Annotated in this window: 15 protein-coding genes; 4 read left to right on the plus strand and 11 right to left on the minus strand. The window is 30.2% G+C overall.

All coding sequences use genetic code 11. From position 1 onward, the window contains the following. Nucleotides 1-10: 10 nt before the first annotated feature. The 4 genes from radC to CLVI_RS08840 form a co-directional block, all read right to left on the minus strand. Entirely contained in the window at nt 11-700 is a 690-nt protein-coding gene (gene radC, locus CLVI_RS08825) for a RadC family protein (protein WP_106059762.1), read from the minus strand. A gap of 35 nt (nt 701-735) precedes the next feature. Further along, entirely contained in the window at nt 736-1302 is a 567-nt protein-coding gene (locus CLVI_RS08830; protein WP_106059763.1) for a Maf-like protein, read from the minus strand. A 200-nt stretch (nt 1303-1502) separates the two neighbouring features. Continuing rightward, complete coding sequence (locus CLVI_RS08835) at nt 1503-2171, minus strand: SPOR domain-containing protein (RefSeq protein ID WP_106059764.1); 669 nt, start codon at nt 2169-2171, stop codon at nt 1503-1505. A 174-nt stretch (nt 2172-2345) separates the two neighbouring features. Continuing rightward, nucleotides 2346-3806: an aminoacyl-histidine dipeptidase gene (locus tag CLVI_RS08840; RefSeq protein WP_106059765.1), complete on the minus strand. Its 1461-nt coding sequence runs from the start codon at nt 3804-3806 to the stop codon at nt 2346-2348. 154 nt (nt 3807-3960) lie between these two features. On the opposite strand from CLVI_RS08840, the gene pyk reads away from it, so the two are divergent. After that, nucleotides 3961-5379, plus strand: coding sequence for a pyruvate kinase (gene pyk, locus CLVI_RS08845; RefSeq protein ID WP_106059766.1), 1419 nt, complete (start codon nt 3961-3963; stop codon nt 5377-5379). Nucleotides 5380-5450: 71 nt separating this feature from the next. Here pyk and rpsA read toward each other — a convergent pair whose 3' ends face one another. After that, nucleotides 5451-6596 carry a 30S ribosomal protein S1 gene (rpsA, locus tag CLVI_RS08850; RefSeq protein ID WP_106059767.1) on the minus strand — a complete coding sequence of 382 codons (1146 nt, stop codon included), beginning with the start codon at nt 6594-6596 and terminating at the stop codon, nt 5451-5453. A gap of 168 nt (nt 6597-6764) precedes the next feature. On the opposite strand from rpsA, the gene CLVI_RS17265 reads away from it, so the two are divergent. From CLVI_RS17265 to CLVI_RS08865, 3 genes are read left to right on the plus strand one after another with little or no spacing between them, the layout of a single operon-like run. Beyond that, on the plus strand, nt 6765-7247 hold the full coding sequence (locus CLVI_RS17265) for a hypothetical protein (RefSeq protein WP_146127317.1): 483 nt from the start codon (nt 6765-6767) through the stop codon (nt 7245-7247). Nucleotides 7248-7266: 19 nt separating this feature from the next. Next, the gene (locus tag CLVI_RS08860) at nt 7267-7923 is read left to right on the plus strand and encodes a PspA/IM30 family protein (RefSeq protein WP_106059769.1); all 657 of its coding nucleotides are present in this window, start codon (nt 7267-7269) and stop codon (nt 7921-7923) included. A gap of 11 nt (nt 7924-7934) precedes the next feature. Beyond that, a complete protein-coding gene (locus CLVI_RS08865; RefSeq protein ID WP_106059770.1) occupies nt 7935-8591 on the plus strand; it encodes a DUF1292 domain-containing protein in 657 nt (218 codons plus the stop codon). Between the two features lie 40 nt (nt 8592-8631). On the opposite strand, the gene CLVI_RS08870 is transcribed toward CLVI_RS08865, so the two are convergent. From CLVI_RS08870 to CLVI_RS08895, 6 genes are all read right to left on the minus strand, one after another. Beyond that, nucleotides 8632-9045, minus strand: coding sequence for a CBS domain-containing protein (locus CLVI_RS08870; protein WP_106059771.1), 414 nt, complete (start codon nt 9043-9045; stop codon nt 8632-8634). 85 nt (nt 9046-9130) lie between these two features. After that, entirely contained in the window at nt 9131-10924 is a 1794-nt protein-coding gene (locus CLVI_RS08875; RefSeq protein WP_106059772.1) for a MutS family DNA mismatch repair protein, read from the minus strand. 125 nt (nt 10925-11049) lie between these two features. Beyond that, nucleotides 11050-12276: an L-lactate MFS transporter gene (locus CLVI_RS08880; RefSeq protein ID WP_106059773.1), complete on the minus strand. Its 1227-nt coding sequence runs from the start codon at nt 12274-12276 to the stop codon at nt 11050-11052. After that, complete coding sequence (gene purE / locus CLVI_RS08885; protein WP_106059774.1) at nt 12263-12808, minus strand: 5-(carboxyamino)imidazole ribonucleotide mutase; 546 nt, start codon at nt 12806-12808, stop codon at nt 12263-12265. Before purE ends, CLVI_RS08880 begins: the two co-directional genes overlap by 14 nt. Nucleotides 12809-12844: 36 nt before the next feature. After that, complete coding sequence (locus CLVI_RS08890; RefSeq protein ID WP_106059775.1) at nt 12845-14017, minus strand: 5-(carboxyamino)imidazole ribonucleotide synthase; 1173 nt, start codon at nt 14015-14017, stop codon at nt 12845-12847. 115 nt (nt 14018-14132) lie between these two features. Then, the gene (locus CLVI_RS08895) at nt 14133-14495 is read right to left on the minus strand and encodes a Na-translocating system protein MpsC family protein (RefSeq protein WP_106059776.1); all 363 of its coding nucleotides are present in this window, start codon (nt 14493-14495) and stop codon (nt 14133-14135) included. Between the last annotated feature and the right edge of the window lie 220 nt (nt 14496-14715).

Below are 14715 nucleotides of genomic sequence, written 5' to 3' on the forward strand. Positions count from 1 at the left end.
CCCCTTTCCTTTATATAATTCCTTTTTCTTTTAAACTAATATATTTGTTATCGCCAATAATAATATGGTCTAACAATTCAATTCCTATTATTTTACCACATTCTTTTATTCTTAGGGTTATATTTATATCATCCTTACTTGGAGACGGATCTCCTGAAGGATGATTATGACATATTATAATAGATGCTCCACCACTTTTTATAGCTTCGCAATATATTTCCCTTGGATGTACAATAGACGAATTAAGACTTCCCTTAAATACATCTCTTACCTTTATTACTTTATTTTTAGTATTTAATACTATAAGTTTTAAAACTTCTTGGTTAAGGGATGACATTTCATTAATAAGCATATTCGAAATATCTTTTGGTGATTTAACCTTTATGTTTTCTATATTTGTCCTTAATGTATTAAATCTATTAAAAAGTTCTGCTAAAGCTAAAATTTGTGATCCTTTTACCTTCTTTATGCCTTTAATTTTAGTTATATCTGCATATGAGGCTTCTTTAATTCCATCTAACCCATCTAATTGAGCTAAAACTCTTTTGCTTAAAGTCAACACATTTTCACCTTTGATACCACATCTAAGTATTATTGCTAATAACTCAGTATTTGTTAATATCTCTGGTCCAAAAGCAATTAACTTTTCTACAGGTCTGTCTGACATTGGGATATCTGTTATTTTTAAATCATTGTCCATTATTTCACTCCTAAAAATAAGTCTCCCATCCCAATTTAAAATATATCTTTAATCATTTGATTTAACTTATTTAAAGGTAATCCTACGACGTTGTAATAACATCCTCTTATTTCCTTTGCGAATATACCGCCTTTACCTTGGATACCATAAGCTCCAGCTTTATCTATATATTCTCCACTTTGGATATAAGAATTTATATCATTATCTGTTAGCTTAGAAAATGTAACCTCTGTAACTATAGATTCCTTAAGAATCTTTTTATTATCAGTATTTATTAATACAACCCCTGTATAAACTTGATGAGTTTTATTACTTAAGCTTTTAAGCATATTACAAGCATCTATCTTGTCCTTAGGTTTACCCAGCACTCTATTCTCTAGAGTTACCACAGTATCTGCTCCTATTATTATGGAAGGTTCTTGAATTTTAGTCATAACATCATTTGCTTTACCTAAAGCTATTTCTTCCACATATTTTGAAACATTTCCTTTAAACATTACTGTATCTTCATCAAAGCTGCTTATCATGGTTGTAAATTCTTCTACTAATCGTCCTAGTAACTCTTGTCTTCTTTCCGAAGCTGAAGCCAATACTATTTTCAACCTATCACTTCCCATAGTTTATACTTTAAAAGTATTGCCTTTAATTTTATTTTTAAACACTGTTTCAATACTTTTAATAACATAATAATAGGCGTAGCATAGTTGAACCTATTACTACACCTAACATAGTTTATCATTTAATAGAATCTTAAACAAGTGAGTTTTTCTATTTATGATGATTGTAATTTTTTTTTAATAATTTAACTAATCTTGTATTTTATTAATATATTATAAAGAAAATTCAGAGAATCTTTGCTAGATTCTTCATTATATTCCTCCGGTAAATTTTTAATGTTTTCTACTAATAATTTAATTTCTTCATTATCGCTTACTTTTGATGAAGCTTCCTCTGTCCAAGCTTTGAATTCATCAGTATTTATACTTTTAACATCTTTTTCATAAACACTATTTATTATCTTAATATATCCTTGAATTATTTCACCTTCAATCTTACTTCCTGTATCTGCTATAGGTATATCATATTTTATTCTAAAGTTACTTATATTCGCTGCTGCAAGCTCATTGATTTTTGCTTCTGCTTCCTCATACATGAAAATTCCTGCTATAATTTTAAATTTTCCAGCTTCTTGTACTATAAAAGCACCATATTCTTCTGGTATTGTATTCAGTAATTCCTGTGCACTTTGTTCATTTGCATATAATCCACATTGAATTGCAGTAAATGATTTATTTTCCTCTGTAGATATTATTTTCTCATTAGATGTAGTGCCATTACTTTCATTTCCACCTATCAAGAATATATTGTAAACACCTATCCCAATAACAATTGATAATATAATAATAAGTAATAGCCACCAGACAAAGCTATCTCCTTTTTTCCTTTTATAATCATATCTTGTGTACCTCATATTCTCCCCCTTATATATTTAATTATAATTTTACTTCGTTTGTAATTAGATATCTAGCTTAAACAGACTCTAATATATATATATTACCAATGGGACTTCATTATTCATTATGTAGCACTCTATTAAAACTAAAAAAACTCCACCTGCACTTCTATGCAGATAGAGTTTTTTAATTTAATAATTATTATCTATATTTTTTAATACTTTCACTAAATATTCCCACACTCTTTCGGTTGAGCTAATTGATAAAGTTTCCTGTGGGGTATGAGCATCCATTATATCAGGTCCAAAACTTATCATGTCTAAACTTCCTAATATTTCCTCAAACAATCCACATTCTACACCAGCATGAATTGCATAAACCTGCGGATCTTCATTATAATGTTTTTTATAAACATCAATACACAATTCTCTGATTTTAGAGTCCTTCTTGTATTCCCAAGCAGGGTAACCCGCATTAGTCGTAAAGGTTCCTCCTATAATCTCTGTGATTAATTTCATTCTTGAAACTATATCTTCTTTTAAAGATGGAACAGAACTTCTAACTGCACTATCAAACTCCACTTCATTATTTTTAATTCCTAAAACTCCTAAATTTGTTGAGCTTTCAGTTAATCCATCTATATTAGCACTCATTGTATTGACTCCATTCGGATATAGGTACAATAGGTTTATTACCTTTTCAGTACATTTATTTGTAAACTTATTTTTGAAGATACTTTTCTCTTCTTTTATTGAGACAATAACTCCTGAATCTTGGGCCTGAAATTCATTTTTAAATATTTCATTAAAATTATTTACTATCTTAAATAATTTTTCCTCTTCTTTTTCCCTAACTGTTATAAAAGCATCTGCTTCTCTAGGGATAGCATTATTCTTAGATCCTCCACTTATCGAAACTAAATTCAAGCTAATATTGTCTAAAGTCTCTTGAAGAACTCTTCCTAATAATTTATTCGCATTTCCTCTTCCCTTATGAATATCACTACCTGAATGACCGCCTCTTAATCCTCTTACTTCAATATGAAATATTTTCTCGTCTTCCATAGATTCTAGCTCTACTTTAATACAAGAACTGGTCCTTATACCTCCAGCACTGCTAACTAATAAAAATCCTTCTTCCTCAGTATCGAGATTTATAAGAATTTTCCCTTTAATATCATCCTTAGAAACCTCAATAGCACCAGTCATTCCTGCCTCTTCATCTGTTGTTATTAACACCTCTAAAGCAGGATGTTCTATTTTATCCCCAGTTAAAATAGCCATTGCATATGCCACTGCTATTCCGTCATCAGCCCCTAATGTAGTTCCCTTTGCATATATTTTATCTCCTTTTATTTCAAGCTTTAATGGATCCTTTTCGAAATCATGGTCAGTTCCAATATTCTTTTCACATACCATATCCATATGACCTTGTATTATTACTGTAGGCGCTTGTTCATATCCCTTTGTAGCTGGCTTTTTTATTATAATATTTAAGGCTTTATCTTGAATTACCTCAAGACCAAGTTTATTAGCGAAATCAGCTAAATAATCACTTATCTGTTTTTCATTACCTGACCCTCTAGGTATATCAGATATCTCCTGAAAATATTTAAAAACCAAAGTAGCTTTAGAATTCTGTAAATTTTTCATTTTTGCACTCCTTTTCCTCTTGAATATGTTAATATTATACTAAGATTAGTCTTAGTATATCATCTAATAAATATTAATTAAAATTTTCAATATTTTTATTTTATTAATACTAAGATAAACTAATCACCATATTTTGGAGGAGGATATATAATTTATGCAAAAAACTAAAATGATTTTTACAATCGGACCAGCTAGTGATACAGAAGAAATGCTTAGAACATTTATTAAAATTGGTATGAGTGCCGCAAGGTTAAACTTTTCCCATGGAACACATGAATCTCATAAAGAGAAAATTGTCTTACTTAAGAAAATCAGAGAAGACATGGACTCCCCTACTGCAATTATTTTGGATATCAAAGGGCCTAAAATTAGAACTCATAACTTCATAAATGATGGAGTAGAGATTGAAAAGGGTCAAGATTTTTCATTTATTTGTGGTGAGGAAATATTAGGTGATAATACAAAATGTTCTATTACCTACGACATACTTTATAGGGATGTAAGACCTGGTGGAAGTATTCTTGTAGATGATGGTCTATTAAAATTTGAGATTGTTAATGTAGTTGGAAAAGAAATCAAATGTAAAGCAATTGTTAGTGGTTTAATTCAAAACCATAAGGGAGTTAACGTTCCTAACGTTACAATTCAACTTCCATCTATTACAGAAAAAGATATTGAAGATATAGCTTTTGGTTGTGAAATGGGAGTAGACTTTATTGCTGCATCCTTCATAAGAAAAGCAAGTGACATATTAGAAGTTAGACGAGTACTTAGAAAATATAATGGAGAACACATTCAAATTATTGCAAAAATAGAAAATCAAGAAGGTGTCGAAAACATTGACTCCATTATAGAAGTTACAGATTGTGTTATGGTAGCTAGAGGCGATATGGGTGTAGAAATCCCTATAGAAAAAGTTCCTATAATACAAAAAATGATTATTAAAAAGTGTAGAAAAGCTGGTAAAACTGTAATAACAGCTACTCAAATGCTAGATTCTATGATTAGAAATTCTATACCAACTAGAGCTGAAGCTTCAGATATCTGTAATGCAATATTTGATGGAACTGATGCTATTATGCTTTCTGGTGAAAGTGCGTCTGGTTGCTTCCCTACAGAAGCTGCACAAACTATGTCAAGGATAGCGCTAGAAGCTGAGGCTAATTTAGATTATGATCATTTAAATGAATCTTTAGCTGAATCTTCCTTAACAGAGTATGCTGATGCTATTAGTTATTCTACATGTAGAACAGCTGTTGCATTAAATGCAAAGGTAATTGTTGCTGCAACAAAAAGTGGTTCTACAGCAAGATTACTTTCAAAATATAGACCAAGGTGTATTATAGTTGGAATAACCCCATATGAAAATGTTAGAAGAGGTTTAACATTAAATTTTGGAGTTCTACCAACAAAATGTGACATGTTTAATACAACTGATGATATTTTAGTTGAATCTAAGAAAGTCGTTTATGATTTAAACCTTGCCGGCAAAGGCGATGACATTATAATAGCGGCTGGTATGCCTACAACTCATACTGGTGGTACTAATATGATGAAAATAGAAAAATTATAATATAAAAAAGGCCTGTTGCTAAAATGATTTTTTCAAATCATTTTGCAACAGGCCCTTTTTTTACTTAAAACTTAAAATTTAAAATCTTTGAAAAGATCTCCTAAACTTGTTCCTACCTCATTATCGTTATCGTTATATTTTAAGTATTCAGAACTTGATTCAACTACGTCCTTTATACTTAGGCTTAGTTTCTTATTTTCTTTATCTATATTTAATACCTTTACCTTAACACTTTGACCTTCTTTTAGTACATCTTCAGGTTTCGCAATACGTTCTTCTGTTATTTGACTAATATGTACTAACCCTTCTATTCCAGGTAATATTTGAACAAAAGCTCCAAAAGAAACTAATCTTACAATCTTTCCATCAAATATATCTCCCTCTTTTATAGTATCTCCATGAACTTTCCATGGTTCCATATTTCTATCCTTAAGAATTAAAGATAATCTTTGTTTTTCTACATCAACTGTTCCAACAAAAACTTCAACTTCATCTCCCACTTTAACTATATCCTCAACTCTATTTACTCTTTCCCAAGCTAAATCAGTTATGTGAATCAGTCCTTCAACTCCACCAATATCAACAAAAGCTCCAAACTTAGCAATTCCTTTAACTACGCCTGATTTCTTTTGTCCAGGTTCGATTGTTGCCCAAATAGCCTTTCTTTCTTTATTGTATTGTTCCATTTCTATAACTCTTCTTGAAGCTACAAGTTTTCTGTCTCTAAAATCTAATTCAATTATCTTAACCTCTAATGGTTTCCCAACTAAAGTTTCAAGTTCAATTCTATCTCTACTTGCTTGTGATCCTGGAATAAATACTCTTGTACTACCATAGTATCCAACCATTCCGCCCTTTACTAATTCTTTGATCTTTACAGTTATTATTTCCTTATTATTAAAGGCATTTTCTAATTCTACTTTTTCTGTAATTTCTAAAGCCTTAACTCTTGAAAGAACAACATATCCTTCTCCATCATTAGGAGATATAACATATACATCAAATTCATCATCCTTCTTAACTAGATCTAAAGGACTTACATCTTCACGGGTTAACTCTTCCTTTGTAATTACACCATCAAAAGCATAATCTATATTAACTGTAATTTGATTTTCCTCTACGTCTATAACCTTACCCTTTATTATGTCCCCTTCCTTTATTTTCTTTACATCATAATCTACTAATAATTCTTTCATTTCATTTTCTTTATCTGTCATATTCACTCACTCCTATTTTTAATTTTTATAATTATAATCTTATATGAAGACCACCTATTATACAAGTAAGAATTATTATAACCTTACATTTTCATAAATTAATACAATTTATTATTCATTTAACCATATTTTATTGTATAATAGTAATAATAAGTTTATTTAAAGGGGGTGAAGAGTATTAAAAAAGCAGGCAAAAAGATTCTAATTACGTTTATACTTGCTTTAGTATTCAGCTTATCAAGTTTTGGGACTGATTCACTAACATTATTCGATAACAATAAAGCCAAAAGCGTAATAGTACAAGCCAAAACATCATCATCTGGATTTAAATCTAGTGGATCTTCAAGTAGTAAAAGTAGTAGCAGTAGTTTTAAATCAGGGAGTTCTTCAAGTTCAAAGTCTGGAAGTAGTGATTTTAAATCAGGATCCTTTTCATCATCAGATGGTTCTAAAAGTACTACAAGCGACAGTGGTTCAGGTAGTTCTACCGTCAGCGGTGGATCTAGGAGCAGTTCTAGCAGTTCCTTCTTCGGTATGCCGTTCTTCTTTGGAGGCTCTGGAGGTAATTCTTCTACAACTGTTGTTTTAGCCGTAATATTCATTATTATTGTTTTAGGAATTAAATTTTATCTGAAAAATAAAAGAAAATAATTAATTTAGGAGGTCATGTATGGGAATTTTTACAAGAATGTCAAATATGATTAAGGCAAAGGTAAACACTACTTTAGATGAGGCGGAAAATCCAATAGAGTTATTAGATCAAAAACTAAGGGATATGGATGAACAACTTAGTAAAGCAAAATTAAATTCAGCACAGGTTTTAGGAAATGTGCATGCCTTAGAAAAGAATATGAATTTAGCTCAAAAGGAAAGTGCTGATTTTGAGGGAAAAATAAAACTTGCTCTTTCAAAGGGAAATGAAGAACTAGCTAAGAGAGCTTTAGCTAAAAAGGTTGATAGCGATAAAAAATATACTACTTTAAAGTCTACTTTTGAATCATCTAAAATTCAAGCTGAAACTCTTAAGAAAAATCTTAGAGGTCTTCAAGAAGAAATTGAAAAAACAAGAAATTACAGAGATGAAGCTGCTGCAAGATATTCAAATGCTGAAGCATCTAAAACAGTTAATGAAATCTTAGCTGATGTTAAAACTAAATCAAATACTATTCAAATAGATAATATTGAAAGAAATATTGCGAAAAAAGAGGCATTAGCTCAAGGTCTAGGAGACTTAAGAGATATTGATGACTTCGATAGTGAATTTGACAAATTAGATGATGTAGATTTAGATCTTGAATTAGAGAAATATAGATCTACTACTAAATAGGAGATTGTTTTATGGCTAACGATATAGAATTTATAGAAGAAGAGAGACGACATTGGGGTAAAATCTTTACTGATATTACTTATGCAATAAGTGAAGTTTCTCCTTTTATAGATGAAACCCAATTAAAAAGAAGAAGATATTTCTCAAAGGTTAGTATATTAGATGAATATATGGATAAGCTTACATCTAGTGAGTCTACTTCTAAGAAAAAATCATTTTTTGATAGACTAAAAGGTGATGATAGCACTCAGGATCTCAGAAACTTTAAATCAAAAAATTCTTCTTCCTTTAAACAGCTTGAAAGTTGCTCAAAGTGCCAATGTTTAGCTTGTTCCTTTGAATGTAAATTTCAGAGTTGTTCAGCTTGTAAAGAAGGTTCTTTGATTAAAGCCTGTGATAAAGAAAAGGGAAATGTAAGAACATTTGATACTTTTAATATTGACCTTACAAATAATGATAGTGGTCAAATGAACAAGTATAAGGTTCTTGCAATTGTAGAAAACTGCAAATTAGATAAGCTTAATATTCTACTAGAAAATCTTCATGATTCTGATGACAAATTAATTCTTTATTACTATCCAGGTATTAAATCCGATAATTTCGGTGAAATTACCGACTCTGAAGAATTTGATTTTGTTGTTGAAACATTTCAACAATCTGATTATTAATAATTATTAAAGGAGATAGGCTTAATTTAAGCCTATCTCCTTATTTTTTAATTTTCTTTAATTCATTAAAACAATATTCTATTATATCACTTCTTTTTATTATTCCTATAAATATTCCATTATCATCTACAACTGGAACAAAGTTTTGATTAACAGCTAGGCTTATTAAGCTCTCTATATCCGCGCTTATTGAAACGCTTTTATGGTCTACTCTCTTTTGAATATCCTTTACCTTTACTACCTCAGAATTTTTAAAATTCAATTCAGGTGTATTTTTAAGCTTCCATAAAAGATCCCCTTCTGTTAATGTCCCAACATATTTGCCCTGCTTATCAATTAATGGAATAGCAGTATACCCATGGTGCTCCATTCTTTCCATCACTTGTCTCATTGTTGCTTCTGAATTTTCACACACTAATTCATTTTTCGGTGTAAGAAAAAATGCTATATTCATATTTCTCCCCTTTACATCTCTAGTAAAATTCTTCCCATACTATCTTATTTTATCACAAATAGCCCCCAACTCTCAACTCTAAACTTTAAATATCAATTCCTGCAAGTTTCATCAAATAAACAGCATTTTGAGTTGTACTCTTTCCTTTCCTTAACTTATAATCAAATTTTATTTTATTATTCTCATAATATTCTCTGAAATTATAGTTATCTACTTCCTTCATCGTTTCTTCAAGGTTACATAATTCTAAATCATGAGTTGATAATAAACCTACTGCGCCACTCTCTACTAATTGTTTAACTAAAACTGTTGCACCCGTATGTCTATCCTTTGAATTAGTTCCCTTAAATATTTCATCTAATAGGAAAAATAATTTTTCTCCTCGCCTTGATGCCTCAATTATAAGCTTAATTCTTAAAATTTCAGCATAAAAAGATGATATGCTTTCTTCTAAATTATCCTTGGTTCTCATACAAGTGTATATATTCATAATACTGCAAGAGAAAGTTTTAGCACAACATGGAGCTCCTATATAGCTTAAGACAATATTAATACCTATAGTCCTAAGGAAAGTGCTTTTACCAGACATATTAGACCCTGTAATAAGAGTTATTTGCTTTGAACCTACTAACTCATAGCTATTATCTATGGCCCTACCTCCAATCAAAGGATGGGAAACAGAGGTACCTTTGACTTTAGTTTCTTCAGTTATCTCTCCATAACACCATTCTTTATGTTCAAAGCTAAGATTTGATATACTTGAAAGAGCATCAAACTCTCCCATAACTTGGAGCCATTTTTCTATTTTTTCTCCATTTGCATCTCTCCATTTATTTAAATTAAACAAGATAAATATATCAGCAAAGGCAATAACATTAAGTATGAAAAAATATGCATTTCCAGCTGAATCTCCAACCCAATCCAGTAACTGAACTAAACGTTTCATCTCATCCTTGCAAGAAATATTCGAATTATCTTTAAGCTTATTTTTCAATGTTTTTAGATATGGACTTTGAAACTCTTCCTCTTCAATTAGAGTTAATAATTTTGAATATGCCTTAACACTATCTTTTATTGAATGAAATAACTCTATAACCTGGCCCCTATCCTTAGTTAGAATCTTAATTACTGCAAAGTTAACCATTAAATCTAATATTAAAAAGGATATTGGAATATATTTTGTAATTGCTAAAAAAATCATTGCCATAGTAATCGCTATAAAAATGCAAGAAACAATAATTCTGGAAAGATCTGAAGCAGCCACCTCTGTGCTCCACTTAATAAGTTCTTCAAGTTCTTCGCCTTTTTTCTTTTTAAAGGTTCCATTAACATATTGCTGTTCTCTCCATTCTATCTTGTCTCCTAGCTCTTTTATGGCCTGTTGCTTCTCTAATATTTGATTTTTTGCAGGTAATTTTTTCAAAGAGATTATCTCTCCTAGCTTTCTTCTTCCTGAAAGAGTTCTTGTTGTATTTATCATTTGAAATAATGAGTTTTGCCCAAAGATATCTAGATCTTCAGCAAAGGGATGACCTTCCTCAAGTAATTCGTTTCCCTTGTCTTTAAATTCTCTATACTCTCCATTTAACCTTTTTAAACCCTTTTCATTGAATTCAACAACAACTTCTAGCTTCTCTTTTTTTATCATTATCCTACCATGCATTAGTGCAACAATAAAAAATAAAATCCCTGTTACAACTAGAGCTGCTACACCATTAAAAAATCCCATATCTTTATATAACTTATATGATAAGGTTAATCCTCCAATTAAAATGATTAGTCTACCCCAACCCATATATGATATAAGCTTACTTAATTTATTAATTTCTTTTTCACTTTTGTTTATTTTTTCTTTATAAAAATCTTCTACTTTTTTCATAATATACCTCACATTCTTTTATAATTATAAGATATCATACTCCAAGGTAAAAACCAATATTTTCTAGTATTTTCCTATTAAAAAGATATAAGAGATGCTCTTAATAAGTTAACTTTTTCAGTTGCCTACTTAATACCATTGTGTTTTATCATTCTTTGCGAAAATAATATCCCTATAGTACATAAACCAAGTACAAAATAAAATATAGAATTATAATTTCCAATAACATCCATCATCAAACCCGAAGCCAGTACCCCAATAATCGCACCTATTCCATATGCAGTAAATACAACACCATAGTTTTGACTATAATATTTTGTTCCATACATAGCGAGAGTCGAAGTTGGAGCAATAGCTAGCCAACCCCCTAGATTAAACCAAAATATGGAGAAAGCTATGGCAAATAAGACTACACTTCCTTCCTTTGCTACTAGCATCAATACTGCTGCTATGCTAATTAACACATAAGAAATTAGCATGGCCTTTTTAGATGACAACTTATCAGTAATCCAACCAAATGCTGGTCTACCTATTCCATTAAAAACTGCAAATATAGACATTAACAGTGCTATTGTTTTTGGAGGTAATTTTATTAATTCAATTCCAATATTGCTTGTCATTCCAATTAACATTAGTCCAATGACTGTTCCAATTATAAAATTAAAATATAACACCTTAAAATTCTTAGACTTAATCATTTTTATAGTATTTATATCCCTTGTATAATTTATTATCTTAGAAGTTGTTCCTATATTTCTATTCTCTGAATCATAAGGATATCTTAAAGGGAAGGAAAGTAACGGTATTATTACCCCAAAAGATATTCCTAATATTAAGAAAACTTTCATTATTCCATAAATTTCTATTAGATTTCTTGCAAGAGGAGCTGTAACCAAGGGTGATAAACCGAATCCTATCAATACAAAACCTACCACCAAACCTTTTTTTTCAGGAAACCACTTTGCTACTACAGTCATAGGAACGCCATAAGCTATACCTACCCCGGCACCCATTATCACACCGTAGCTGATAGTTAAAAAATAGATGTTTGAAGCATAAGCAGATAATATCCATCCTACTGATACAAGAATAGCTCCCAAGGAAATAATTAACCTAGGACTGTACTTGTCTAAATACTTACCTGTTACTAACATAAAAATTGCATAAAATGCTAAAGAAACCATATAAGGAAGTCCACTTTTAGTAGTTCCTATATTAAATGCTTTCTCTATAGGAAGTCTGAAAACACTCCATGAGTATACAGTACCTAAGCACATCATAATAACGATGCCCAAAACTACATATAACCATCTTTGTGTAGTTTTAATATTACTTTTATTAACTTTTTTCATCACTATACACCCTTAAACTTTCCATCAATTTATCTTCTAAATCAAATATTATATTTTCCTTCGTTTTCATTATATATTCTTTTAATCTTTCTTTTATCTCAGGATATTTTATGCTTAATATTCTGGCAGCTAGGATACCCGCATTTTTAGAATTATTAATTCCTACAGTAGCAACTGGTACTCCTCCTGGCATTTGAACTATTGATAATAATGAATCCATTCCATCTAGTTCTTTTAATTTCACTGGCACTCCTATTACAGGCAAAAGTGTCATAGAAGCCACCATTCCAGGTAAATGTGCCGCCCCACCTGCACCAGCAATAATAACCTCTAACCCTCTTTTCTCAGCATTATTTGAATACTCATACATTCTATCAGGTGTTCTATGGGCCGATACAACCTTTATCTCATAGGGTATTTTACATTCTCTCATTATATGTGCAGCCATTTTCATTACTTCCAAATCCGATTGGCTTCCCATTATAATTGCAACTAGTGGTTCTATTACATTTTTAGATTTATTTTCATTCATTTTTATGGTTCCCCTTTCAGTGTTTATCGATTGAATTTACATACTTAAAAATTCTATTTTTATATTAGATAATGCTTTTTGTGCTTTTAAATCTGCATTCTGAGTAGAATAATCTAATGCTGTTATATGCCCAATTTTTTTTAAATTCCCAGTTTCTGACTTACCATATAAATGTACATAGCAATCCTCAAGCTCTAGACCTGACTCTATGCCTTCAACACAATATCCTCCATCAACTCTATTATTCCCCAATATATTATACATAGCACAAGGTAATCTTAATTTCGTTGAACCTAATGGCATTCCTGTTACAATTCTAATAAGTTGTTCAAATTGTGAAGTAATGCATCCTTCAATTGTATAATGCCCTGAGTTGTGTGGTCTGGGAGCAATTTCGTTAACTAAAACACTTAGATTAGAATCAATAAAAAATTCTATGCAGAATATCCCATAATCATCTATTTCTTCAATAATTTCTTCAGCTATCCCTATAATTATTTTTTCAGTTTCATTTGAAATTTTTGCAGGTATTATTGACTTTATAAGAATACTATCCTTATGAATATTCTCTGATACAGGATAAAAAGATATCCCCTCATGATTCTTAGCAATAACTATTGATACTTCTTTTATATAATCAATAAATTCCTCAGCTATCAATTCATTATTACAAAGTTCTTTATACGCTTCTTCAAGTTTATTAATATCCTTTATGATAACATTTCCCTTACCATCGTAGCCACCTGTAGAAGTTTTTAAGACGATTTTTCCATTAAGTTTATAAAATATCTCTTTCAATTCATCCAAATTAGTAACAGGATAAAAAATCGGTACTCTGACACCTAAATTTTTCAATATGGTTTTTTGTTCATATTTATTTTGAATCATTCTAAGGGTATTAGATGAAGGATATATTTTGTATCCTTCTTTTTCTATTGATTTAAGTAATTCCACATCTATATGCTCAAACTCATATGTTATTACATCAGTTTTTGTAGCTAACTCTCTTAAAGCAACTATATCTGAAAAATCAGATATAATTTGTTCATCAGCAACTTGTCCAGCTGGTGAATTTGGTTTTGGATCCAATACAATTACATTATATCCCATTCTCTTCGCTTCTAATACCAACATTCTCCCTAGCTGCCCCCCTCCAACTATACCTATGTTTGATGGTGGTTTTAATCTAAATATTTCTCTTGTCTTCATATTTTCACACTCCTACTTAAAATAAAAAAAGCCAATAACAAAAACTCCACTATTAGAGTTCTTGTTATTGGCTTACCCTTTGACTGGTCTTCGACCCTTCAAGCGTCTTCCAATGTTAATTTATAAATTTCTCTTCAATATTTTGATCTACAACTATAGCTATAATTTTTTCACCTGTTTTTGTACTCACATCAGAATAAGTGCTTATTATATCAACATCTATTATAGATTTTATCACTTGTTCCAAATTTTCTCTTTCATTTTCAAATAAAGCAATCCTTACTTTCTTTATTAAATCAATACCTTCCTTGTTCTGAGCTAATTTTCTTTCTGATTTAGTCAAAAAACCTTTAAGTCTTACTATTATTAAATCTTGAAATATAATTGTGCGAATTTTTTCTGGTCCTCTATCCATGTGTTCAATCTCAAACTTACTAATTGCTTCGCTTAATTTCGCTTCAATTTGTCCTTTTGTCATTGAACTACCTCCATATATCATTATCTTAATACATAAATTACATATACAATATCATAGCATACTAATTTATACTTGTAAATTTTTTTCTATTTTAGATTGAGTCAAGTAAAAGTGGGCAACTATTTTATTATCCATTATTTTACAGTATATATTTATAACTTCCCTTAAGCATTTTTACTCTTAATTGTAACTAATATCTCCAAATCCTTTTAATCCACAT

It is taken from the genome of Clostridium vincentii (assembly GCF_002995745.1).
GTDB lineage: Bacteria > Bacillota > Clostridia > Clostridiales > Clostridiaceae > Clostridium > Clostridium vincentii.